This window comes from Halogeometricum limi (assembly GCF_900115785.1).
Taxonomy (GTDB): domain Archaea; phylum Halobacteriota; class Halobacteria; order Halobacteriales; family Haloferacaceae; genus Halogeometricum; species Halogeometricum limi.
Genome location: NZ_FOYS01000001.1, coordinates 424,769 through 447,031 on the forward strand (window position 1 = coordinate 424,769; position 22,263 = coordinate 447,031).

Annotated in this window: 22 protein-coding genes; 14 read left to right on the top strand and 8 right to left on the bottom strand. The window is 65.4% G+C overall.

The window, feature by feature from the left end:
* Positions 1 to 60: 60 nt before the first annotated feature.
* From BM282_RS02240 to BM282_RS02250, 3 genes are all read right to left on the bottom strand, one after another.
* On the bottom strand, positions 61 to 1,014 hold the full coding sequence (locus BM282_RS02240; protein WP_089876371.1) for an electron transfer flavoprotein subunit alpha/FixB family protein: 954 nt from the start codon (positions 1,012 to 1,014) through the stop codon (positions 61 to 63).
* Complete coding sequence (locus BM282_RS02245) at positions 1,011 to 1,814, bottom strand: electron transfer flavoprotein subunit beta/FixA family protein (protein ID WP_089877312.1); 804 nt, start codon at positions 1,812 to 1,814, stop codon at positions 1,011 to 1,013. The genes BM282_RS02240 and BM282_RS02245 overlap by 4 nt, the downstream gene beginning before the upstream one ends.
* Before the next feature lie 126 nt (positions 1,815 to 1,940).
* Positions 1,941 to 3,176 (bottom strand): helix-turn-helix transcriptional regulator, encoded by a 1,236-nt coding sequence (locus tag BM282_RS02250; protein ID WP_089876373.1) that lies wholly within the window; start codon positions 3,174 to 3,176, stop codon positions 1,941 to 1,943.
* Between the two features lie 116 nt (positions 3,177 to 3,292).
* Between BM282_RS02250 and BM282_RS02255 the strand changes: the two genes are divergently transcribed.
* Positions 3,293 to 4,624 carry a DUF7094 domain-containing protein gene (locus tag BM282_RS02255; protein ID WP_245758272.1) on the top strand — a complete coding sequence of 444 codons (1,332 nt, stop codon included), beginning with the start codon at positions 3,293 to 3,295 and terminating at the stop codon, positions 4,622 to 4,624.
* Positions 4,625 to 4,672: 48 nt separating this feature from the next.
* On the top strand, positions 4,673 to 5,164 hold the full coding sequence (locus tag BM282_RS02260; protein ID WP_089876375.1) for an archaellin/type IV pilin N-terminal domain-containing protein: 492 nt from the start codon (positions 4,673 to 4,675) through the stop codon (positions 5,162 to 5,164).
* Between the two features lie 56 nt (positions 5,165 to 5,220).
* Here the strand turns inward: BM282_RS02260 and BM282_RS02265 are convergent, their stop codons facing one another.
* Positions 5,221 to 5,940, bottom strand: a complete 720-nt coding sequence (locus tag BM282_RS02265; protein WP_089876377.1) for a methyltransferase domain-containing protein — start codon at positions 5,938 to 5,940, stop codon at positions 5,221 to 5,223.
* Between the two features lie 136 nt (positions 5,941 to 6,076).
* Between BM282_RS02265 and ahaH the strand changes: the two genes are divergently transcribed.
* The 9 genes from ahaH (at position 6,077) to BM282_RS02310 (ending at position 15,272) form a co-directional block, all read left to right on the top strand.
* Positions 6,077 to 6,409 (top strand): ATP synthase archaeal subunit H, encoded by a 333-nt coding sequence (ahaH, locus tag BM282_RS02270; protein WP_089876379.1) that lies wholly within the window; start codon positions 6,077 to 6,079, stop codon positions 6,407 to 6,409.
* Positions 6,396 to 8,675 carry a V-type ATP synthase subunit I gene (locus BM282_RS02275; RefSeq protein WP_089876381.1) on the top strand — a complete coding sequence of 760 codons (2,280 nt, stop codon included), beginning with the start codon at positions 6,396 to 6,398 and terminating at the stop codon, positions 8,673 to 8,675. Before ahaH ends, BM282_RS02275 begins: the two co-directional genes overlap by 14 nt.
* A 305-nt stretch (positions 8,676 to 8,980) precedes the next feature.
* Positions 8,981 to 9,214: a hypothetical protein gene (locus tag BM282_RS02280; protein WP_089876382.1), complete on the top strand. Its 234-nt coding sequence runs from the start codon at positions 8,981 to 8,983 to the stop codon at positions 9,212 to 9,214.
* Between the two features lie 23 nt (positions 9,215 to 9,237).
* The gene (locus BM282_RS02285; protein ID WP_089876384.1) at positions 9,238 to 9,816 is read left to right on the top strand and encodes a V-type ATP synthase subunit E; all 579 of its coding nucleotides are present in this window, start codon (positions 9,238 to 9,240) and stop codon (positions 9,814 to 9,816) included.
* On the top strand, positions 9,813 to 10,859 hold the full coding sequence (locus BM282_RS02290; RefSeq protein ID WP_089876386.1) for a V-type ATP synthase subunit C: 1,047 nt from the start codon (positions 9,813 to 9,815) through the stop codon (positions 10,857 to 10,859). The genes BM282_RS02285 and BM282_RS02290 overlap by 4 nt, the downstream gene beginning before the upstream one ends.
* Complete coding sequence (locus BM282_RS02295; protein ID WP_089876388.1) at positions 10,856 to 11,185, top strand: V-type ATP synthase subunit F; 330 nt, start codon at positions 10,856 to 10,858, stop codon at positions 11,183 to 11,185. Before BM282_RS02290 ends, BM282_RS02295 begins: the two co-directional genes overlap by 4 nt.
* Position 11,186: 1 nt before the next feature.
* Positions 11,187 to 12,944: a V-type ATP synthase subunit A gene (locus BM282_RS02300; protein WP_089876390.1), complete on the top strand. Its 1,758-nt coding sequence runs from the start codon at positions 11,187 to 11,189 to the stop codon at positions 12,942 to 12,944.
* A 1-nt stretch (position 12,945) separates the two neighbouring features.
* On the top strand, positions 12,946 to 14,355 hold the full coding sequence (locus BM282_RS02305) for an ATP synthase subunit B (RefSeq protein WP_089876392.1): 1,410 nt from the start codon (positions 12,946 to 12,948) through the stop codon (positions 14,353 to 14,355).
* Between the two features lie 221 nt (positions 14,356 to 14,576).
* Positions 14,577 to 15,272 (top strand): V-type ATP synthase subunit D, encoded by a 696-nt coding sequence (locus BM282_RS02310; protein WP_089876394.1) that lies wholly within the window; start codon positions 14,577 to 14,579, stop codon positions 15,270 to 15,272.
* Positions 15,273 to 15,383: 111 nt separating this feature from the next.
* Here BM282_RS02310 and BM282_RS02315 read toward each other — a convergent pair whose 3' ends face one another.
* Together BM282_RS02315 and BM282_RS02320 are read right to left on the bottom strand one after the other, a co-directional pair.
* A complete protein-coding gene (locus BM282_RS02315) occupies positions 15,384 to 16,196 on the bottom strand; it encodes a GNAT family N-acetyltransferase (RefSeq protein ID WP_089876396.1) in 813 nt (270 codons plus the stop codon).
* 3 nt (positions 16,197 to 16,199) lie between these two features.
* Positions 16,200 to 16,526 carry a DUF7130 family rubredoxin-like protein gene (locus tag BM282_RS02320; protein ID WP_089876398.1) on the bottom strand — a complete coding sequence of 109 codons (327 nt, stop codon included), beginning with the start codon at positions 16,524 to 16,526 and terminating at the stop codon, positions 16,200 to 16,202.
* 126 nt (positions 16,527 to 16,652) lie between these two features.
* On the opposite strand from BM282_RS02320, the gene BM282_RS02325 reads away from it, so the two are divergent.
* Positions 16,653 to 17,066 carry a DUF6276 family protein gene (locus BM282_RS02325; RefSeq protein ID WP_089876400.1) on the top strand — a complete coding sequence of 138 codons (414 nt, stop codon included), beginning with the start codon at positions 16,653 to 16,655 and terminating at the stop codon, positions 17,064 to 17,066.
* Positions 17,067 to 17,126: 60 nt separating this feature from the next.
* Here the strand turns inward: BM282_RS02325 and BM282_RS02330 are convergent, their stop codons facing one another.
* Positions 17,127 to 17,954, bottom strand: coding sequence for a hypothetical protein (locus BM282_RS02330; protein ID WP_089876402.1), 828 nt, complete (start codon positions 17,952 to 17,954; stop codon positions 17,127 to 17,129).
* Positions 17,955 to 18,113: 159 nt separating this feature from the next.
* Here BM282_RS02330 and BM282_RS02335 point away from each other — a divergent pair, with 159 nt between their 5' ends.
* Positions 18,114 to 19,523 (top strand): sensor histidine kinase, encoded by a 1,410-nt coding sequence (locus BM282_RS02335; protein ID WP_089876404.1) that lies wholly within the window; start codon positions 18,114 to 18,116, stop codon positions 19,521 to 19,523.
* 31 nt (positions 19,524 to 19,554) lie between these two features.
* Here BM282_RS02335 and prf1 read toward each other — a convergent pair whose 3' ends face one another.
* Positions 19,555 to 20,805 (bottom strand): peptide chain release factor aRF-1, encoded by a 1,251-nt coding sequence (gene prf1 / locus BM282_RS02340; protein ID WP_089876406.1) that lies wholly within the window; start codon positions 20,803 to 20,805, stop codon positions 19,555 to 19,557.
* Between the two features lie 131 nt (positions 20,806 to 20,936).
* On the opposite strand from prf1, the gene minD reads away from it, so the two are divergent.
* Complete coding sequence (minD, locus tag BM282_RS02345) at positions 20,937 to 22,244, top strand: cell division ATPase MinD (RefSeq protein ID WP_245758273.1); 1,308 nt, start codon at positions 20,937 to 20,939, stop codon at positions 22,242 to 22,244.
* Positions 22,245 to 22,263: the final 19 nt, after the last annotated feature.

Genomic DNA, 22,263 nt, shown 5'->3' on the forward strand with positions numbered 1-22,263 from the left:
CCACCTTTTTCCGGACGCTCACGGGTTCGCGTCCGCAAAAATCTGGACCAAAAAAGCCGCTTACTGGAACTCGTCGATGAGTTCCGGAACGACCTCGAACAGGTCGCCGACGACGCCGTAGTCGGCGATGTCGAAGATGGGCGCGTTCGGGTCGGTGTTGATGGCGACGATGGTCTCGGAGCCTTTCATCCCCGCGACGTGTTGCACCGCGCCGGAGATGCCGACGGCGATGTACACCTTCGGCGTGACGACTTTGCCGGACTGGCCGACCTGCCGGTTCTTCGGAAGCCAGCCGTTGTCGACGATGGGACGCGACGAGGAGAGCGTCGCCCCGAGGGCGTCGGCCAGTTCCTCGACGAGTTCGATGTTCTCCTCGTCTTCGATACCGCGGCCGACGGAGACGAGGACGTCCGCGTCGGCGATGTCCACGTCGCCGCCGGCGACTTCCTCGAACCCGGTGACGGTGGAGTTGATGGCCGACTCGTCGGGCGCGAAGTCGAAGGCGGCGATATCGGCGTCGCCGTCGGCGTCGGTCGCTTTCCACTCGCCGCCGCGGATGGTCACCGTCGCGCGTTCGGCGTCGACTTCGATGGTCGTCTCGACTTTCGACCCGTACATCTCGCGGGTGACCGTGAGGCCGCCGTCGAACGTCATCCCGACGGCGTCGGAGACGAGGGGGAGGTCGAGGCGGTTCGCCACGGCGGGCGCGTAGTCCAACCCGTTCACGGAGTTCGGCATGAGGACGAACTGCGGGTCGATGTCGTCGACGAGGGCGCACGTCGCCTGCGCGTACACGTCGTGGTTGAACTCCTCGCCGTAGTCGACGGTGTGGATGGCGTCGACGCCGTCGAGATTCAGGCGCGTCGCGAACTCGTCGACGTCGCCGCTGACGACGGCCAGATGGAGGTCACCACCCGTCGCGTCGGCCAGTTCGCGGCCCGCGGTGACGAGTTCGTAGCTCACGTCGCGAATCTCGCCGCGGCGGTGTTCGGCGACGATGAGGACGTCGCTCATTCCGCGCCCACCCCCTTCTCTCGCAGGGCCGACGCAAGGGCGGCGGCTTGCTCGCCGGCGTCACCCTCGAAGTACGTCGCGTCGGACTCGGTCTCCGGTTCGTACATGTCGGTCAGGAACAGTTCGCTCTCGACGGCCGAGAAGTCCAGACCGAGGTCCGAGAGCGTCTTCGGCGCAATCTCTTTCGACTGCGCCTGCCGGATGCCGCGGAGGCTGGCGTAGCGCGGTTCGTTGATACCCGTCTGGATGGTCAACACGGCGGGGAGGTCTATCTCGGTGAGTTCCTCGATACCGCCTTCGAGTTCGCGGTGGACGCGGGCGACGCCGTCGTTCAGGACGCCCTCGATGTCGAGTGCGTTCACGACGGCACCCCACTCGAACCCGATGGCGTCGGCGAGGGCGACGCCCGTCGCGCCGAACCCGGTGTCGTGCGCCTGTACGCCCGAGAGGACGATGTCGGGGTCCTCTTCGGCGACGACGGCTTCGAGCAGTCGGACCTTCGAGGCCACGTCGAGGAACTCCGCGGCTTCGATGTCGTCGTCCCACACGCGAACCGCGCGGTCGACGCCCTTCGCGAGGGCCATCCGAATCGTCTCCTCGCTCCGTTCGGGGCCGATGGTCACGGAGACGACTTCGACCTCCTCGTCGGCCGCTTCGGCGAGTTGGACGGCCGACTCGACGGCGTACTCGTCCCACTCGTTCAGGTCGTACTCCAGGTACCGCGGGTCGACGTCCAGGTCGGCGATCTCGAAGTCGTCCTCGACTTCGGCAACCTCCTTGACGGTCACGAGAACCTTCATCATCGACCACTACCGTCACGCGTCGGTAAACCCTTTCGGAAACCCCGCTCCCGCGGCCCGAGTTCTCTCCCGGTGGAAGCGCTTCCGGTCGTCCACTCTCGCTTCCGGTCGCTCTCGCACCAGTTGCTACTCTTCGTCTGCTTCGTCGGGCAGCGAGATGAGGTTCTCGCGGCCGAGGCGGAGTTTCTCCACGCGGCCCTCGTCGGCCATCGCGGACAGCAGTTGCGACACCTTGGCGTCGGACCAGCCGGTCTCTTTGACGATGTTCGCCTGCTTCATCCGTCCGCCCTCGCGTTCGAGGAGGTGTTCGACGCGCTCCTCGTCGGAGAGCAGGGAGAGGTCGACTTCCTCTTCTCCCTCGCCTTCGTCTCCGTCCGCGTCGCCGCCGGCGTCCGTCGGTGAGGCGGTCGCGTCGCCGTCGGCACCGCCGGCATCCTCGTTCGCGGCGGTGGGGGCGTCGCCGGACTGCTTCGCGACGCCGCCGTTCATCGCCGCGTCGCCCGCGTCCGTCGCCGACCCCGGACCGCCGGCTTTCGTACCGCTCCCACCGCCCGACTGCCACCGGAAGACGACGGCCGCGACGAGGACGAGGAGGGCGACGACGATGCCGCCGCCGACGACGAGGTCCCACGGCACGCCGGCGGGTTCGGTGCTCGTCTTCCGGTAGGTGACGACGAGGCCGTCTTCGCCCTCGAACGTTCCGGGGCCGTCGACGATGATGCTGTTGTTGCGCTGGAGGACTTCGATGCTCGTCGTGTCCGTCGCGTACCCCGGCGGCGTCTGGACGACGAGGCGTTGGTCGGAACTCAGAAGCGACAGCCACGACCGCGGTTCCTCGGACTCCCCGGACGGAAGGCGGAACGCGTCCCCGAGTGCGAGGTTCCCGTCGCCCCGTTCTTCGAGGAAGTTCGTCCAGACGAACTCGACGGTCAGGGTCCCGGTCGAGGACCCCTCGTCGACGCTGTAGCCGTACGAGGCGTTTCGCACCTCCATCTCCCGACCGGTGGCTTCGCTCGTCCGGTTGGCGATTCGGCGAAACAGGCCGGCGTCGACGCCGACGTCGCTGTCGCCGTTCGCGTACTCCCGGCCGATTCGCTCGAACGCGGCCGTCTCGTTCGGGGTGTCGAGCGCGTACCGCATCTCGACGCGCCACACCGCGTCGCCGCTGTCTCGCAGTCGCACGCGCAGTACGGTCCGCGGTTGGTCCTCGAACTGCGCCGCGGTCTGTGCGACGGCGGCAGAATCGGGTCCGACGGCGTGAGGGGCGTCGCTCTCGGCCGTCGCCGTCGACGCCGACGCGACGACAGGAACGGCACCGGAGAACACCAAGAGGAGGGCTACGGTCAACGCGGCTATCCGCATTTGTTGGAGGTTGTACGTGGAGCGCTCAAAACGCTTTCCATCGCCACGAGCGGGTTTGAGTCGGCCGTCTGAGCGAATGGCGACGTTTTTTGTACTCCTCCGCGGTACTACGGGCAATGAGAGCCCTCCCCGCGATGGTCGTCGTCGTTCTGGTGTTCTCGTCAGTCGTCGGCGCGGTGGCACCGGGGACCGCATCACCCGCCGGTGACGCCGGGCCGTCGCTCGCGCCCGCCGCCTCCCCTCCCTCCTCCGACGTCGTCGTGACGAACCAGACGGCACAGAACGCGACGCTCCACATTCTCGGTATCACGCAGGCCGAGACGACGCAGAGTTCGCTGGAAACGCGGCACGTCAGCCTGGGTCCCGCGCTCGCGTTCGACGAGAACGAGACCGACGCTCGCGTCGAGACGCTCGCGACGCTCGACCGCATCGAGTCGGCGCAGACGACGGACAGGCGCCAGCAGATTATCCTGCAGGAACTCTCCGAGATAGAACAGCGTGCCATCTCGCTGCGAACGCGACAGCAGGCGGCGATTCGAGCGTACGGCGCGGGTCGAATCGACGCCCGAACGTTCCTCGTCCAACTCGCCACCATCGACATCGACGCTCGGGCGCTCGAAGAGCGCCGGCAACTGATTCGGGAGTCCGCCGGGTCGATGGACGACTTCACCGTCGATTCGCGGTCGGCGACGCTCGAACGCGAACTCGACACGTTCACCGGCCCGGTCAGACAGCACGCCGCCGACGTTCTCCGCGGCGCGGACGACCCGTCGCGCTTCTTCCTCCAGACGGGGTCGAACAGCGTCGTCATCAGCACGATTCACGACGACACGTACGTCAGAGAGGCGTACCTCGGCGACCGACGGGCGCGCGGGTCCGGACGCATCACGCTCGACGAGGCGGCGAACATCACCGCCGAGGCGTATCCGTCCATCTTCGCGCTGCAGACGTCCCAAGACGGCGTCAACGTCGTCGGGACGCTGTCGGGCGACAACAGCTACCTCGTCCGCGTCCAGCACCGCCGGGGGCAACTGGTCTCCTTCGTCGACAGCGGGTCCCAGCGCGTGTTCAAAGAGTTCCAGTACCGACCGCTCGACACGATGCAGACGGCCCCGGAGCAGAGCGCGGTGAAAGACGGTCTGGAACTCTCGGCTGCGCAGACCTATCCGGGAGGCCCGGTTCGGATTCGGCTCAACGACAGCCAGACGGGCGCACCGACCGACGCGCGAATCACCGTCGGTCCGCGCGGCGGACGGAGCGTCGTCGTCGGCGAGACGGGGTCCGACGGGTCGCTCTGGACGATGGCCCCCGGTCAAGCGTACCAGGTGACCGCCATCCGCGGCAACTCCGTCGTCGTTCTCACGGTCCAACCGAGCGACCCGCCGTTGGTGAACGAGACGGCGTCCGAGAACAGTTCGCTCGTCACCTCCACCCCCATACAGTCCTGAGCGCCGCGGTCACGAACCTTCTTGTCGGAAGCCGGGACCAGACCCCCCGTGACCGACCGTGCGCTCTCGCCCGTCGTCGGGACGGCGCTTCTCGTCGTCCTGGTCGTCTCGCTCTCGGCCGCCGTCGCGACGGCGAGCGGTGCCGTCGTCTCCGTCGGTGACCCCCCACCTCGAAACGCCGACTTCGACGCCCCGACTGCGTTCTCGCTGTCCGTCTCGGGGGACTGGCTCGCGGTGACGTACGAACGGGGGCCAGCGCTCGTCGTCTCGGACCTCCGACTCGTCGTGGTCGTCGACGGCGACGCGTTGAAGCACCAGCCACCGCTCCCGTTCTTCGCCGCGCGCGGGTTCGGGTCCGGGCCGACGGGACCGTTCAACGTCGCGGGAGACGGCGTCTGGTCGGCGGGCGAGACGGGACGTCTCCGCGTCGCGGGAACGAACGACCCCGTTCCCGAGGCCGGTCGGACGGTCACGGTGCGACTGTATCGCGGAACGTCGTCGCGTCCGCTCGCGACGCTGCGGGCGGCGGTCAGAACGTAGCGGACGCAGAAGGTAGCGGGCGCAGAAGGTAGCGGACGGGGTCCTGCGCGTCCGCGTCAGGCTTCGGTCTCGACACCGACGTCCGCCGAGGACGCCGATTCGGACGCCGCGTCGGTCGTCGAACGCTCGTCCGCTTCGGCGTCGCGGGTCTCGTCGGACTCCGGTGCGCGCGCGATGGTCGTAATCGCCTTCGGGCTTCCGGGGTACGCCTGCTGGATGTGGTGTTCGATGTCGACGAACCCGGCCTCCTCGAACATCCGCTGAGCCTCGTTCTCGTCGTAGAACAGCATGATTGCGTCGGCGACACGCTGAAACAGGCCGCTCTGTGGGTAGTCGGGGCCGACGACGAGCACGCGGTGGCCGGGCTTGACGACGCGGCGGAACTCCTCGAGGGCGTCGACGGGGTTCGGCCAGTACTCGATAGACCCGGACGACCACACGACGTCGAAGGAGTCGTCCGCGAACGGCAGGCGCTCGGCGTCGCCGCGGTAGAAGCGGACTTCGTCGGTCTTTCCGAACTTGGCGAACGCCTTCTGCAGTTGGTGGATGCTCTGGTCTAAGCCGTGCACGTCGTCGGAGTAGCGGAGGAGGCCCTCCGTGGCGAACCCGGTGCCGCACCCGACGTCGAGGACGCGGTCGTCGGGCTCGACGCCGAGGAGTTCGAGTACCTCGTCGCGCATCTCCTCGTTCCAGATGTAGGGGTTGATCTGGTCGTACACCTTCGAGAGGTACTTGTAGAACAGACGTGCCCGTGACTTGTTCTCGAGGACTCCCATCGCCGCGAAGTTAGGACCCGGCGGTGATAACCGTGCGGATTCTCGCTCGCGCGCGCGGCTCCGACGTGGGTCGGACCGCGCGAGGTTTCCGCAAACACCTTATACGCCGGTGATGCAACTTTTCGGTGATACGAGTATGCCGAGACCAGAGGTTCTCGAACGGATCAAGACGGCCGAATCCGACGCTGACGACATCGTCGCCGAGGCTGAGGCGGACCGCGAGGAGCGGATCGCTGACGCGCGACGGAAGGCCGAAGAAATCCGTCAACAAGCCGAAGAGGAGGCACGTGAACACGAATCCGAGCGTCTCGCGGCGGCTCGCGAGGAGATAGAAGCCGAACGCGAAGAGATTCTGAAAGAGGGCGAGGAGGCCAGAAAACGCCTCGTCCGCGACGCAGAGGCGAACACCGAGGAGGCGGTCGAGTACGCCATCGACCAGTTCGAGGAGGCGGTGCATGCTCAGACCTGAACAGATGAGCAAGGTCTCGGTGACCGGGTCCAAGCGCGTGATGGACTCGGTCGTCGAGACGGTCCACGACCTCCGCCTGCTTCACATGACCGAGTACGACGGTTCGTGGGAGGGGTTCTCCCCCGGCGACCCGGCCGAGGGCGCAGAGAGCGCCTCGGACAAGCTCGTCACCGTCCGGTCGTTAGAGAGCATCCTCGACGTCGACGAGGCCGACGCGGGACCGACCCGCATCGTCACCGACGACGCGTTGGAGGCGGAACTCGAAGAGATTCGAGCGCAGGTGAACGAACTGGACGACGAGCGGCAGGCGCTCCGCCAGCAACTCCGCGACATCGAAGAGCGCATCGACACGATGTCGCCGTTCGAGGACCTCGGCATCGACCTCGACCTCCTGTCGGGCTACGACTCCCTGCAGGTCGCGGTCGGCCGGGGCAAGCGTGACGCCGTCGAACGCGCCATCGTCGACTCCGAGGAACTCGTCGACTACGAGATATTCGAGGGCGACCAGACGCTCGCCGTCTTCGCCCGCCCGGCGTCCGACGCCGACGACTCCGCACTCGCGGACGCCCTCGTCAGCGCCGACTTCGCCTCGCTCGAAATCCCCGACGCCGATTCGAGTCCGCAGGAGTACGTCCGCGAACTCGAACACGAGCATCAGCAGGTCCAGTCCGACCTCGAAACCGTCGAGGACGAACTGGAGAACCTGAAACTCGACGCCGCGGGCTTCCTGCTCGCCGCCGAAGAGAAGCTCTCTATCGACGTCCAGAAGACCGAAGCGCCGCTCTCCTTCGCGACGACGGAGAACGCCTTCATCGCCGAGGGCTGGATTCCGTCCGCTCGCTTCACGGAGTTCAAGTCCGCGCTCAAAGAGGACGTCGGCGAACGCGTGCAGGTCGAAGAACTCGAACGCGCGACGTTCTCGAAGAGCGGCGACGACCACGTCCGCGAGGACCCGGCCGCCGGCAGCGGTGGGTCGGGTAAGCCCGCCGCCGCCGCAGACGGCGGCGAGGCGCGCGCCGACGGCGGTCACGGTAACGTGGCCTCGTCGGACGTGCGGTCCGACGGCGGCGCAGTCGTCATGAAGAACGACGAACCGCCGACGGTCCAGGACAACTCCGGACCGGTCAAGCCGTTCGAGATTCTCGTGCAGGCGGTCAGCCGTCCGAGCTACTACGAGTTCGACCCGACGGTCATCCTCTTTCTCACGTTCCCGGCGTTCTTCGGGTTCATGATCGGTGACTTCGGGTACGGTATCCTCTACACGCTCATCGGCTACTTCCTCTGGACGAAGTTCGACGACCGTCCGGCGTTCAAGAGCATGGGCGGAATCACCATCGCGGCCGGCTTATTCACGACGCTGTTCGGTATCCTCTACGGTGAGATATTCGGACTGCACCTCATCGCGTCGCAGTTCTGGGAGGGCGTCGTCGGTCTCTCGCACGCCCCGATAGAGAAGGGTCTCTCGCCCGCGACGTCTGAGTGGGCACTCGGCTGGCTCGTCGTGAGCGTGCTCCTCGGAATCATCCACCTGAACATCGGGTGGATATTCGACTTCTTCGAGAACCTCGAACTCCACGACGCGAAGCACGCCGTCTACGAGAGCGGCTCGTGGCTCCTGATGCTGAACGGCCTGTGGGTCTGGATATTCAGCGACGTGGTCTCCGGGACCGCTCCGGAGTTCCTCTACACGACGTTCTCCGCGGAGGGCGTCCTGCCCATCGGATTCGCCGGCTTCTCGGCCACCGTCGGCTGGGTCGGCTTCGGGCTGTTCGTGCTCGGCGTCGTCCTCCTCGCCGTCGGCGAACCCATCGAAGTCGTCGAGTTCCTGAACGTGCTCGTGAACGTCCTGTCGTACACCCGTATCGCGGCGGTGTTGCTCGCGAAGGCCGGGATGGCCTTCACGGTCAACCTGCTGTTCTTCGGCGTGTACGTCGACTCCAAGGGCGGCTGGCACTTCGGACTCGGCGGGATGCCGGACGCCAGTGCCGTGGCGGCACTCGGCCCCGGCGAGACGCTGGCCTACCACGGCTACGAGGTCACCGAAATCATGTTCGGCGGCCTCGTCCACGGCGGTGCGGCGACGGTCCTCGTCGGACTGCTCGTCCTCGTCATCGGCCACGTTCTCGTGCTCGCACTCGGTGTGACGAGCGCCGGCCTGCAGGCCGTGCGTCTCGAGTACGTCGAGTTCTTCAACAAGTTCTACGAGGGCGGCGGCCGCGACTACGAACCGTTCGGCTACGACCGGAAGTTCACGACCGAAGACTGACCGAGTCCGACGGGGACTCGTCTCTCCTCTCTTTCGCTGCGCCGTGAGCGACCGCGACGGACCGTTCGCGGAGACGACTTCTCCCGTGCGAGAACGTTCGTTCACGACGAGAGCACCGACCGCATCTCGATTTGTTTATGACCCTCTAACTCGAACCCGTTCGGCCAGTCGGTTCTGTGTGAATCCACCGGAATCGGGGGTCCTTCTCACCGTTTTCCGACTCGGTTTGGGAAGCTTTATGAGATGCCCCCGGTGACATATGCCTGTTCGGAGACGCAATCCGGTAAAAAGGAGATTCATACAAAATGCTCGAAAACATCGCACTTCAGTCGTCTGGCCCGGCTATCAGTCCTTCCGCCGCCGCTGCTCTCGCAGTCGGCCTCGCCGCCTTCGGCGCAGGCTACGCAGAGCGTGGTATCGGTGCCGCCGCGATGGGCGCCATCGCAGAGGACAACGACCTCTTCGTCAACGGTCTCATCCTGACCGTCCTGCCGGAGACGCTCGTCATCCTCGCGCTGGTCGTCGTGTTCATCGTCTAAAGCACCCTCTCCCTTTCCATCAAATGAGTTTGGATAACGTCGTCGAAGACATCCGAGACGAAGCCCGCGCGCGTGCGGAGGAAATTCGAGAGGACGGAGAGCAACGCGCCGACGAGATTATCGAGGAGGCGGAGGCTGACGCCGAAGAACTCCTCGAAGCGCGTGAGACCGACGTCGAACGTCAGGTCGAACAAGAGCGCGAGCAAGCCCTGTCCAGCGCGAAACTCGAGGCCAAGCAGAAGCGCCTCGAAGCGCGTCGCGACGTTCTCCAAGACGTCCGCGGGCAGGTCGAGGACGAACTCGCCTCTCTCTCCGGTGACCGCCGCGAAACGCTCACCCGTTCGCTACTAGACGACGCGGCCGACGAGTTCGACGGCGGCGACGTCGTCGTCCACGGCCGCGCCGCCGACAAAGCGCTCATCGAGGACATCCTCGAAGACTACGACGGCTACGCCTTCGGAGACAGTTACGACTGTCTCGGTGGCGTCGTCGTCGAGAGCACACAGTCGCGCGTTCGGGTCAACAACACGTTCGACTCCGTTCTTGAGGGCGTCTGGGAGGACAACCTCAAGGAAGTGAGTTCACGACTGTTCGACCAATGAGTACTGCCGGCGGTTCCAACCCCGAGTACGTAAATGCCCGCGTCAGAGCGCGCAGTGCCGCTCTGTTCGACGAGGAGGAGTACCGCAAACTGGTCCGGATGGGGCCGGCCGAGATCGCCCGTTTTATGGAGGAGTCGGAGTACGAAGAGGAGATCAACGCACTCGGGTCGCGGTTCTCGGGTGTCGACCTCATCGAGTTCGCGCTGAACCGTAACCTCGCGAAGCAGTTCAACGACATCCTCAAGTGGGCGGACGGCCGCCTGTACGACCTCATCGCCCGGTACCTGCGCAAGTTCGACGCGTGGAACGTCAAGACCATCGTCCGCGGCATCTACTCGGAGGCCGACAAAGAGTCGGTCGACGCGGACCTGATCCGAGCCGGCGAGTTCGACGACCGGTTCCTCGACCGGTTGCTCGACGCGACGACCATCGAAGAGGTCGTCGAACGCCTCGACGGTACGATGTTCGACGCCGGTCTCGAACAGGCGTACGAGGACTACGAGGACAGCGGCGTCCTCGTCCCCATCGAGAACGCACTCGACCGCGCGTACTACGAGAACCTCCTCGACGGCCTCGTCGTCGACGAGGCGACAGAGCAGTACCGCGAGTACCTCGAAGCGGAGATCGACTTCCGGAACGCCCGGAACGCGCTCCGCCTCGCGCGAAGCGGTGCGGACATCGACCCCGCAGACTACTACATCGAAGGCGGGTCACTGTTCTCCGCGACGGAACTCGTGACGCTGGCGCAGAACCCCGACGAACTCGTCGCGAAGATTCGCGACTCGAAGTACGGCGACGAACTCTCGAACGCGCTGGACGAACTCGAATCGGCGAGTAGCCTCATCGGGTTCGAGCGCGCGCTGGAGTCGGCGCTTCTCGAGTACGCGGACGGCCTCGGCTACGTGTTCCCGCTGTCGGTGAGTCCGGTCGTCTCTTACATCCTCGCGAAGGAACAAGAGGTCGACAACATCCGGGCCATCGCACGCGGCCGAGAAGCCGGTCTGTCGGAGGACGAGATAGAGCAGGAGCTGGTCATCCAATGAGTCAGGAGATTGCCGTCGTCGGCAGTCCGGACTTCACGACCGGCTTCCGTCTCGCCGGCGTCCGAAAGTTCGAGAACGTGCCCGACGAAGAGAAAGACGAACAGCTCGACGAAGCCGTCAGCCGGACGCTGGAGGACGACGACGTCGGCATCATCGTGATGTACGACGGCGACCTCGACCTCCTCTCCCGGCAGGTCCGCCAGTCCGTCGAGACCAGCATCGAACCCACGCTGGTCACCCTCGGCGGCGGTGCGGGCGCAGGCGGCCTCCGAGACCAGATCAAACGAGCCATCGGTATCGACCTGATGGACGAGGACGAAGACTAACATGAGTCAGACACAAGAGTCCGTTCGCGAGGACGGCATCATCGCAAGCGTGAGTGGTCCTGTCGTGACCGCCCGTGACCTCGACGCCCGTATGAACGACGTCGTCTACGTGGGCGACGAAGGGCTGATGGGCGAAGTCATCGAGATTGAGGGCGACATCACGACGATTCAGGTGTACGAGGAGACCTCCGGCGTCGGTCCCGGCGAACCCGTCGAGAACACGGGCGACCCGCTGACCGTCGACCTGGGTCCCGGCCTGCTCGACACCATCTACGACGGTGTCCAGCGACCCCTCGACGTGCTTGAGACCAAGATGGGTAGCCCCTACCTCGACCGCGGTGTGGACGCACCCGGTATCGAGTTAGAGAAAGAGTGGGAGTTCGACCCCACCGTCGAAGTCGGAGACGTCGTCGAACCCGGCGACGTCGTCGGCGTCGTCGAAGAGACGGTCACCATCGACCTCAAGGTCATGGTGCCGCCGGACTTCGAGGGCGGAGAAGTCGACAGCGTCGAATCCGGTTCGTTCACCGTGACCGAACCCGTCGTGACGCTCGACAACGGCGAAGAGATCACGATGCGGCAGGAGTGGCCGGTCCGCGAGGCCCGACCCTCCGCGACGAAGAAGACGCCCCGGAAACCCCTCGTCTCCGGTCAGCGCATCCTCGACGGTCTGTTCCCCATCGCGAAGGGTGGGACGGCCGCGATTCCCGGTCCGTTCGGGTCGGGGAAGACCGTCACCCAGCACAGCCTCGCCAAGTTCGCCGACGCGGACATCATCGTCTACGTCGGCTGTGGTGAGCGTGGCAACGAGATGACGGAGGTCATCGACGACTTCCCGGAACTCGAAGACCCGTCGACGGGTAACCCGCTCATGGCGCGGACGTCGCTCATCGCGAACACGTCCAACATGCCCGTGGCGGCCCGCGAATCCTGCGTGTACACGGGTATCACCATCGCGGAGTTCTACCGCGACATGGGGTACGACGTGGCACTCATGGCCGACTCCACCTCCCGGTGGGCGGAGGCCATGCGCGAGATTTCCTCGCGTCTCGAAGAGATGCCCGGAGAGGAGGGCTACCCCGCCTACCTCTCCGCGCGTCTCTCCGAGTTCTACGAGCGCGCCGGTGCGTTCGAGAACATCAACGGGACGGAAGGGTCCATCTCGGCTATCGGCGCGGTGTCGCCGCCCGGCGGCGACTTCTCCGAGCCGGTGACGCAGAACACCCTGCGTATCGTCAAGACGTTCTGGGCGCTCGACGCCGACCTCGCAGAGCGTCGTCACTTCCCGGCTATCAACTGGAACGAGTCGTACTCGCTGTACAAAGAGCAGCTCGACCCGTGGTTCCAGGAGAACGTCGACGACGACTGGCCCGTCGAACGCCAGTGGGCGGTCGACGTCCTCGACGAGGAGGGCGAACTCCAAGAGATCGTTCAGCTCGTCGGCAAGGACGCGCTCCCCGAGGACCAGCAGCTCACCCTCGAAGTGGCGAGCTACCTCAAGGAGGCGTACCTCCAGCAGAACGCGTTCAACCCGAACGACATGTACTGTCCGCCGGAGAAGACGTTCGCGATGCTCACCACCATCCACCACTTCAACGACGAAGCGTTCAAGGCGCTCGAAGCGGGCGTCCCCGTCGAGGAGATTATCTCCATCGACGCCGCACCGCGGCTGAACCGCATCGCCGTGCAGGACGACTGGAAGGAGTTCATCGCGGAACTGGAAGCAGACATTCAAGAACAGCTCCGGGAGCTGTACTAACATGAAAGAGTACCAGACAATCTCCGAGATCAGCGGTCCGCTGGTGTTCGCCGAAGTCGACGAGCCGATCGGATACGACGAAATCGTCGAAATCGAGACGCCAGAAGGCGAAACCAAGCGCGGACAGGTTCTCGAATCATCGGAAGGCGTCGTCGCCATCCAAGTGTTCGAGGGAACCACCGGTATCGACAAGAACGCGTCCGTCCGCTTCCTGGGTGAGACGATGAAGATGCCCGTCACCGAGGACCTCCTCGGGCGGGTCCTCGACGGTTCCGGTCAGCCCATCGACGGCGGCCCGGACATCGTCCCCGACGAGCGCCACGACATCGTCGGGGCGGCCATCAACCCCTACTCGCGCGAGTACCCCGAGGAGTTCATCCAGACGGGCGTCTCCGCGGTGGACGGCATGAACACGCTCGTCCGCGGGCAGAAGCTCCCCATCTTCTCCGGGTCGGGACTGCCGCACAACGACCTCGCGCTTCAGGTCGCCCGTCAGGCGACGGTGCCGGAAGAGGCGGACGACGAGGACGGCGGCTCGGAGTTCGCAGTCATCTTCGGCGCGATGGGTATCACGGCCGAAGAGGCCAACGAGTTCATGGACGACTTCGAGCGCACGGGCGCGCTCGAACGCTCCGTCGTCTTCATGAACCTCGCGGACGACCCCGCAGTCGAGCGGACGGTCACGCCGCGGATGGCGCTCACGACGGCCGAGTATCTCGCGTTCGAGAAGGACTACCACGTGCTCGTCATCCTGACGGACATGACCAACTACTGCGAGGCGCTCCGAGAGATCGGTGCCGCGCGTGAGGAGGTTCCGGGCCGACGTGGCTACCCCGGATACATGTACACCGACCTGGCGCAGTTGTACGAGCGCGCCGGTCGTATCAAGGGTCGTGAAGGCTCTGTCACGCAGATTCCCATCCTCACGATGCCCGGCGACGACGACACGCACCCCATCCCGGACCTGACCGGGTACATCACCGAGGGGCAGATTATGATGGACCGCGACCTGAACAGTCAGGGCGTCCAACCCCCGGTCAACGTGCTCCCGTCGCTCTCGCGCCTGATGGACGACGGTATCGGCGAGGGCCTGACCCGTGAGGACCACGCGGACGTCTCCGACCAGATGTACGCCGCGTACGCGGAGGGTGAGGACCTTCGTGACCTCGTGAACATCGTCGGCCGCGAGGCGCTGTCGGACCTCGACAACAAGTACCTCGACTTCGCCGACCGCTTCGAGGACGAGTTCGTCGACCAGGGCTACGACACCAACCGAACCATCGAAGAGACGCTCGAAATCGGCTGGGACCTGCTCTCGATGCTCCCCAAGGACGAACTCAACCGCGTCGACGAGGAGCTCATCGAAGCACACTACCGCGAAGAAGAGACCGAAGAAGTCGCCGCCGACTGAAGCGACGCACTCTCACTCCCGTTTCTCTTTCACCGCCCGACGTCAAAGCGGCGGCGCTGTCGGATACTGTTCGCGTATCACGGCTTGCAGACCCTCTGCTCGACACGCTGACCGCCCCCGTATCCGCACCGCCGTCTCCGCGCTCGACCGGGAAGGAGGGCTGTGGTCACCACGGTGACTGAAAAGGATTAACCCCCTCCACCCACAACGAACCCGCAAGGATGGCCGAAGACGTCAAACCCACTCGCAAGAACTTGATGGCGATAGAGGACCGCATCGAACTCTCCGAGCGAGGCCACGACACGCTCGAACAGAAGCGTGACGGTCTCATCATGGAGTTCATGGACATCCTCGACCAGGCGCAGGACGTCCGCTCGCAACTGAACCAAGACTACGAGACGGCGCAGTCGAAGATCAACATGGCTCGCGCGATGGAGGGCGACGTGGCGGTTCGCGGTGCCGCCGCGGCCCTCAAAGAGCACCCCGAGATTACGACGCAGTCGAAGAACATCATGGGCGTCGTCGTGCCCCAGATCGAGTCTTCGCGCGTGAAGAAGTCGCTCGACCAGCGCGGGTACGGTCTGCTCGGCTCCTCCGCTCGCATCGACGAGGCCGCCGACGCCTACGAGGAACTCTTAGAGTCCATCATCCTCGCCGCAGAGGTCGAGACGGCGATGAAGAAGATGCTCGAAGAGATAGAGACGACGAAACGCCGCGTCAACGCGCTGGAGTTCAAACTCCTGCCCGACCTCTACGAGAACAAAGAGTACATCGAGCAGAAACTCGAAGAGCAAGAGCGCGAAGAGATCTTCCGCCTGAAGAAGATCAAGGCGAAGAAGGAAGAAGAGGAGAAGGCGGCCCGCGAGGAAGAGGGCCCCGAGACGACGCCGCCCGAGACGGTTCCCGCGGACGACTGACGTCGGACCCGTCGCCCGCCACCGACGTCGCGGGCGTCTCCTCGCGCACGTCTTCGGCAGCCATTCGTCGCCGAACCCGGTCGTCGCCGCGACGCAGACACATTCTCTCGGCTACAGGTAGGAGCCGTCGTAGTTCTCGTCGGGGGCTCTCGTGTTCCCGCAGTTCGCACACTCCAACCGCTCCATACTGTCTATCGACACGTCGACCGACGCGCAGTTCCCGCAGTAGTAGCCGTACGCTTCGTTCAGACCGCCGTCGAGGTACGTCGGAACGAACGCGCCTTCCGTCCCCGTCAACGGGTCCGTTCCGAGGTACACCGTCTCGCCGTCGGCTTCGACGGTGTCCGGGAACGACGACGTGTCGACGTCTGCCGCCGTCTCGCCGTCTCCCTCCTCGGACGCGTCTCGTTCGGAGGTGTCCGCCTCGTCTTCGTCCGTCGCCGCCGGTTCGGCGTAGACGTACTCGACGACCTCTCGGCCGCCGACCTCGACGGTCCGTTCTCCGACCTGTTCGAGGCCGAACCGCTCGAAGAACGCTCCGGCGGTGTTGTTGGCCGCCATCGCGACCGCGTGCGGAGTCGTCCCGTCTCGGTCTCTGAGTTCCTCGGTAGCGCGTTCGAACAGGGCCGTTCCGATGCCCATCCCCCGCCGTTCGGGGTCGACGTGGAGTCGCCGCACTGACTCGCCGTCGACGACGACGACGCCCGCGAGCACGTCGTCTTCGGTCGTCTCGGCGACGAACGACTCGTAGTCGTCCGCGTCTCGTCGCCGTCGCCGTTCCGCTTCGCCGAACTCGGCGTCGACCATCTGCTCGATGTCGCGCGGGCTCAGCGCGTACGAGGCGGTCATCGAACTCTCGGCGACGGTTCGGAGTCGCTCCCCGTCGCCGTCTTCCGCCCGGCGGACGGTGAACTGGTCGCTCACGGTTCAGTCCTCCCGCTTTCGGTAGACGGCGTCCGACCCACAGTCCGGACACGTCGTCGACAGGCCGTCTTCGAGGTCACCGACGGCTCCGCAGTCGTCGCACCGCCACTGCAGGTAGCCCTCGCCGAACTCTTGACCCGGAACCTGCTCTCGCTGTTCGCCCTCGCGTTGGCTCCGGTCCACCTCGTCGACGCCGGCGTCGATATCGACCTCGAAGCCGACGTCGGTGAACCCGTCTACGACGCCCAGCGCGGTTCCGTCGCCGTCGTATACGACCGTTCCCGCTTCTATCGGCGTGGTGTCTACCGTCGTCTCTGAGTCGTCGCTCATACCGTGTCGACGTGCGGGCAGCGCACGCTTGAGGCTGGTGGCCCCGGGGTTCGGGTCTCCCCTGAAACTACTCCGACGGTCCAGTCACCGGTGAAGCTATTCCGGCCCGCCCCGTCTCTCTCGGACGTGAACTGCGAGCACTGCGACGGCGAACTCGTCGTCTTCGCCGTCCCGGACGACCTGCGCGCCTACGCGCCCGACGACGCCGCGACGGCGTCGCTGTGTGCGACCTGCCTGCGAGTCGACGCGCCGCCCGACGACGGCGGCGCGGACGGGGGTGACTCCTCGTCGGACGCCGGGTTCGCGGCGGTCAGCGACGCGTTTCCGTCGGGTCGCGGCGGCGTCGCACTCGCTCTCCTCCTCGGTCACCTCGACTCGCTGGCGCTGAACCGCGCGGCCGTCGAGACGCTGGCCGAGGAGGCCGAACGCGCCGGCGCGGACCCGTTCTTGACTCTCGACAGACTCGGCGACGACGACGGCGTCGTCCCGCACTTCGACTTCGAGCGTCGACGTCGGCAGGCCGAGTCCGTGCTGTTCTGACGACGACTACGCGGATTCGGACCCCCCGAGATGGGCGGTTACGCGTCGTCTCCGTCGCGGTTACGCGTCGTTCCCGTCGCGCTGTCTCTCCTCGGGTTCGTCGCCGTCGCCCGACTCCGCGCCGAACTCGACCGGGTCGGCCCACCGTTGGTTCGGGTGGACGGGTTCGACGGCGTGGGCAATCTCGTCGTCGTCGTACTCCACGTCCGAGAGCGCCATGTTGAGCCGTTGCCACCGCGCGCTCTGTTCGTCCTCTCCCTCGGGGCCGACCCGCGCGCCGAACCGCTTGAAGAAGCCGTCGCCGCGGCCGAGACGCGACCCTTCGGCGGTGTGTTTGTCGAACGCGACGTCGTACGTTCCGCCCGTCTCGAAGTCGCCGACGGGGAAGTCCACCGCCGGGTCGTCGTCGGTGTCTCTCACGTCGGCGCGGGCCCTCGCCGCGTTGCGGAAAAACTCGTCGGCGTTCGACGCCTCTCGGGACGACTGCGCGCGTGCGCACGCGAGGGCGGCGTGAATGGCGCAGAGTCGTCCCTTCCACGACTTCGGGTCCCATCGCTCGTTCGCCAACGTCTCGTAGCGTTCGACGAGCAACGCCACGTCCTGTCCCGCGCGGAGGTCCTCCACCACGTAGAGGTGGAGTCGGTCCCAGAGGTTCCATGCGTACCCCGAGCGCGCGAGTTCCCACGCGGCCCACGCGGCGACTTCCTCGTCGGAGCGTCGGACGGCCTTCTGGAGGAGGCTCGACACGTCGTAGCGGTTGTACCCGCCGTCGGTCTCCCCGTCGCCCTTGGGTTCTCCCCAGTCGGTCGTTCCCTCTCTGGCTTCCGGCGGCGTCTCGGTGTCGAGGCTCCCGTCGGACCCGAACGTCGCCTGTCGGTCGTCGCCCATGCTCGCGGGTGACGGCGGCGTGAGTGAAGTGTGGTCCGGTCCCCGGCGAACGAGGGTCGAGACCCACGGAACCTGTGGTCAGAACACGATTCAGTGTTCAAAAAATGATAGTCAACTCAGAACAAATTACTTCTACGAGTGGGTAGTAGCGGTAACTAAATGGAAACCGTCTCGACGAGCGATTCGATACGCGTCCTTCACGTGGACGACGACCCGCAGTTCCGCGATCTCGTCGAGGCGTATCTGGAGAAACTCGACGACCGGATAGCCGTCACCTCGAAGGCGGACGTCCGGGAAGCGCTCGACGGAACCGACATCGGTACCGTCGACTGCATCGTCAGCGACTATCAGATGCCCGGAATGGACGGTATCGACTTTCTCAACGCCGTCCGGGATGACTATCCCAATCTCCCGTTCATCCTGTTCACGGGGAAGGGAAGCGAAGAGGTCGCTTCGGAGGCGATAAACGCCGGTGTGACCGCCTATCTTCAGAAGAACGGGACCGAGGTGTACGAACTGCTCGCGAATCAGATTCAGAACGCGGTCGGGTTTCGACGCTCACAGCACAAAGCGAAAGTCACGCAGAGCCGTTTGCTGGCGCTGTACGAGCAGACGGACGGGTTCTTCGCCGTCGACGACGAGTGGACGTTCACGTATTGGAACCAGCAGATGGAAGCCCGGACCGGGCTGTCTTCCGAAGAGGTCGTCGGTGTCCCGTTCTTGGAGGCGTTCCCCGACGCGGCCGGGACGGAGCTGTACGAGCGTTATCGAGAGGCCATGAACCAGCAGGTGCCGGTGGAGTTCCAGACCCACTACGAACCGCACGGCTACCACGTCGAGGTTCGCGCCTATCCGCACGAAGGCGGACTGTTCGTCCACTCTCGGGACGTCTCGACCGAAGTCGAAGACAGCCAAGAGATCGAACGGCGAAACCACATCCTCGAATCGTTCGCGAACACGGTGTCGCACGACCTGCGGAACCCCCTGAACGTCGCGGAAGGGCGACTCCAACTGGCGCAGGAGACGGGAGACTTCGAACACCTCGAAGAGGTCGCGCAGGCGCACAACCGAATGCGGAACCTCATCACCGAACTCCTCCGCGTCGCGCGCGGCGAGGAACTTTCCTCCTCGAACGTGTCGCTTCGCGAAAGCGCCGAGACGGCGTGGCAGACGGTCTCTTCGAAGGATATGGAACTCGTCGTCGTAGACGACGTCACGTTCGAGGCCCACGAAAGTCAGCTCCGCAGACTGTTCGAGAACCTGTTTTGGAACGCCCTCGACCACGGCGACGCCGCGACGATTCGAATCGGCGTCCTCGACGACGAGAGGGGCTTCTACGTCGAGGACGACGGCTCGGGGATACCGACGCACCAGCGCGAGGAGGTGTTCTCGACGGGGTTCTCCACCGAACACGACAGCCCCGGCTACGGGCTCTCCATCGTGCACGGCATCACCGACAACCACGGCTGGGACATCGCCCTCGTCGACGGCTCCGAGGGCGGCGCTCGGTTCCAGATTCAGGCTATCGACGTCGTCGGTCGTTCCGAAGCGTCCTCGACCGACGAGTAGCCGACAGGAATAGAGAAGGGAGCGCGTTCGCTTAGACGCCCGTAGAGTACCGAAGAATCCCGGCGACGCCGCCGAACGCGTCGTACAGTTGCTCGCCTTTCTCGAAGTCCGAGGAGATGAACTTCGTCTCGGTCCCTCGCTGTTCGGCGATGGACATCAGGTGTTCGATGACGTCTTCACGGTCGGTCTTCTCGGCTTCCTCGCCGCACTCGGTGCAGTCGTGGCCGGGGTCGCCGTGCCGTCTGTCGACGACTTCGTACTCCTCGTGGCCGTTGGGACACTCGTAGACGACGACGTCCGAGCGGAGGTCCTCAGAGAGGAGGAGTCGGTCGACGGAGCCCATGATGAGGTTCTTTCGCGTCGGACCGAACCCGTAGGTGGCCTCCTCGCCGGTATGGAGTTTCTCGAAGAACTCCTCCATCTGGGATTTGTCCTTCATCACCTCTTGGTCGGCCAGCACGTCCTGTGCGGCGTCGACGAGGTCTTTCAGGCCGGACTCGTCGGTGTAGGAGACGTCGAACTTGCCGACGACGAGGTCCTGCAGTTCGTGGTGGAGGTAGCCGCCGTCCAGGAACTCGTCTTTCGTCGGCGACGGACCGCCGACTAAGATTCCGTCCATCTCGTGTCGCTTCGGGACGAACAGGTCGTCCGCCATCCCGGCGACTTCCTGGTAGAAGTTGTCGATGGCCTCCAAGCGGAGTCGGGCGAAACGCTGGGCGGACTGACCACCTTTGCGCTGTTTGCCGGGGACGAGCGACGAGGCGGACTTGACGGCCTCGACGCGCTTTCCTTTCAACCAGCCGACGTTCGCCTCGCGGCGGTCGAGGACGACGAGGCCGAACAGGCCCTTGTCGGTCAGCATGTCCTCTAACGGTTGCGTGAGGAAGTTCGAGTCGCAGTGGTAGCGGAACGACTGGATGGGTTCGGGCGGACTCTCCAGCGTCCGGGTGACCATCTCGGTCTGACCGCCGCCGGAGTCCACCGCACCGGAGAAGATGACGATACCGTTGTCCGGCGGGAACGTGTCGAAGTAGCGGAGACGGTCTTTGATGGACGTGAGCGCGTCCTGCACGTTCGTCCGCGTCTGCTTTGATTTGATGTTCGACGCTTCCGAGTGCTCCTGCGTGACGTGCGCTACGACGTCAGATATCTGCTTGTCGTCCGGGATGTAGATGGTGACGAGTTGCGTGCCGGAACCCTCGAAGTCGTCGAGTTCCTCGATGACCTTCCGGAACTCGTACTTCCGGCGGTCAGCACTCGCCTCGTCGGCGTCGGTACTCATTATCCTCTCTAGCCCGTCCAGTAGTTAAGTAACCTATGACTGGTGACCTCGCACGCGCCCACGCGTGACGGCCACGGAACATCTCGGAATACCTTTATATGTTCCACGTGGGAGTCTCCGAACGACTATACATGGGACGGGTGTACGCAGTCGTCAGTGCGAAAGGCGGCGTGGGAAAGACCACGACGACGACCAACCTCGCGGCGGCACTCGCCGCGGCGGGGGCGGACGTGGCCGTGGTCGACGGTGACCTCGGGATGGCCAACCTCGCGGGGTCGCTGGGTGTCGACTCGTCGGGAGCGACGCTTCACGACGTACTCGCGGAGGAAGCCGAACTCGGCGACGCGGTACGGGAAGGGCCGCACGGGATGGCCGTCGTCCCCGGGTCGCCGGACTTGGACGCGTTCGCTCGCGCGGACCCCGAGGGGCTCCGGGGGGTCCTCGGGGAGTTGGCGTCCGAGTTCGACTACGTCCTCCTCGATACGGGTGCGGGACTCAGCAACGACACCGTCGTCCCCCTCACCTACGTCGACGAAGCGCTTCTCGTCTCGACCACCGCCCGCGGTTCGTTGGGCGACACGGAGAAGACGCGACAGGTCGCAGAACGCCTGGACGTCCCCGTCGCGGGCGTCGTCCTCACCCGCGTCGACCCCGACAAACCGAACGACGACGACGTGGCGTCGACGCTACAGACGACCGTTCTCTCCTCGATTCCGCGTACCGACGTGGTCCGCGACGCGGGCGACGCGGGCGAACCCCTGACGACGTACGCGCCGGGTAGCGACGCGGCGACGGCGTACCGCGAACTCGCGGCCGACCTGACCGGCGAGTCGATTCCGGCCACGCGGTCGGCGACGGCGGACGACGTCGACGAGAGCGCCGACGACGTGGAAGACGCCACGGACGACGCCGAAGACGCCACGGACGACGCCGAAGAGGGCACCGAAGACGAGACAGACGCTGACGACGACACGGACGCGGACGCCGAAGACGAACCGCTCGTCGCCGACGCCGACGAGGACATCATCGTCGCCGGGAGGCACGACGAGGACGGCGCCTCGGAGGACGCCGACGCCGGCGTCTCGGACGACCCGCTGGCGGACCCGGTGACGGAAGTCGGCGTGACCGAGACGACGACGGCCGACGCCGACGGCGAGGAACCCGCCGGCGGCGACGAACACGCACCGGAAGACGACCGGACGGTCGAAGCGTCCGACCCCGACCCGACGGCGGAGTCAGACTCAGACTCCGACGACGAACCGCTCATCGAGACGGCGGAAGCCGTCGAGGACGCGGACGAAGACGAGACGGCAGACGTCTCGGAGGCCGAGGACGACGAGGACGAAGAGGAGGGCGTCTACACCACGTCACTCGCCGGCGGTGACGAAGAGGAAGAAAAAGAGGAGAAGAAGGGGCTGTTCGGTCGGTTCCTCGGCTGAGTCGCCAGCCCGTACTCGA

Coding starts and splice junctions, on each gene's coding strand:
- BM282_RS02240 (WP_089876371.1), bottom strand. CDS start 1,014: ATGAGCGACGTCCTCATCGTCGCCGAACACCGCCGCGGCGAGATTCGC.
- BM282_RS02245 (WP_089877312.1), bottom strand. CDS start 1,814: ATGAAGGTTCTCGTGACCGTCAAGGAGGTTGCCGAAGTCGAGGACGAC.
- BM282_RS02250 (WP_089876373.1), bottom strand. CDS start 3,176: ATGCGGATAGCCGCGTTGACCGTAGCCCTCCTCTTGGTGTTCTCCGGT.
- BM282_RS02255 (WP_245758272.1), top strand. CDS start 3,293: ATGAGAGCCCTCCCCGCGATGGTCGTCGTCGTTCTGGTGTTCTCGTCA.
- BM282_RS02265 (WP_089876377.1), bottom strand. CDS start 5,940: ATGGGAGTCCTCGAGAACAAGTCACGGGCACGTCTGTTCTACAAGTAC.
- ahaH (WP_089876379.1), top strand. CDS start 6,077: ATGCCGAGACCAGAGGTTCTCGAACGGATCAAGACGGCCGAATCCGAC.
- BM282_RS02275 (WP_089876381.1), top strand. CDS start 6,396: ATGCTCAGACCTGAACAGATGAGCAAGGTCTCGGTGACCGGGTCCAAG.
- BM282_RS02280 (WP_089876382.1), top strand. CDS start 8,981: ATGCTCGAAAACATCGCACTTCAGTCGTCTGGCCCGGCTATCAGTCCT.
- BM282_RS02285 (WP_089876384.1), top strand. CDS start 9,238: ATGAGTTTGGATAACGTCGTCGAAGACATCCGAGACGAAGCCCGCGCG.
- BM282_RS02290 (WP_089876386.1), top strand. CDS start 9,813: ATGAGTACTGCCGGCGGTTCCAACCCCGAGTACGTAAATGCCCGCGTC.
- BM282_RS02295 (WP_089876388.1), top strand. CDS start 10,856: ATGAGTCAGGAGATTGCCGTCGTCGGCAGTCCGGACTTCACGACCGGC.
- BM282_RS02300 (WP_089876390.1), top strand. CDS start 11,187: ATGAGTCAGACACAAGAGTCCGTTCGCGAGGACGGCATCATCGCAAGC.
- BM282_RS02305 (WP_089876392.1), top strand. CDS start 12,946: ATGAAAGAGTACCAGACAATCTCCGAGATCAGCGGTCCGCTGGTGTTC.
- BM282_RS02310 (WP_089876394.1), top strand. CDS start 14,577: ATGGCCGAAGACGTCAAACCCACTCGCAAGAACTTGATGGCGATAGAG.
- BM282_RS02320 (WP_089876398.1), bottom strand. CDS start 16,526: ATGAGCGACGACTCAGAGACGACGGTAGACACCACGCCGATAGAAGCG.
- BM282_RS02330 (WP_089876402.1), bottom strand. CDS start 17,954: ATGGGCGACGACCGACAGGCGACGTTCGGGTCCGACGGGAGCCTCGAC.
- BM282_RS02335 (WP_089876404.1), top strand. CDS start 18,114: ATGGAAACCGTCTCGACGAGCGATTCGATACGCGTCCTTCACGTGGAC.
- prf1 (WP_089876406.1), bottom strand. CDS start 20,805: ATGAGTACCGACGCCGACGAGGCGAGTGCTGACCGCCGGAAGTACGAG.
- minD (WP_245758273.1), top strand. CDS start 20,937: ATGGGACGGGTGTACGCAGTCGTCAGTGCGAAAGGCGGCGTGGGAAAG.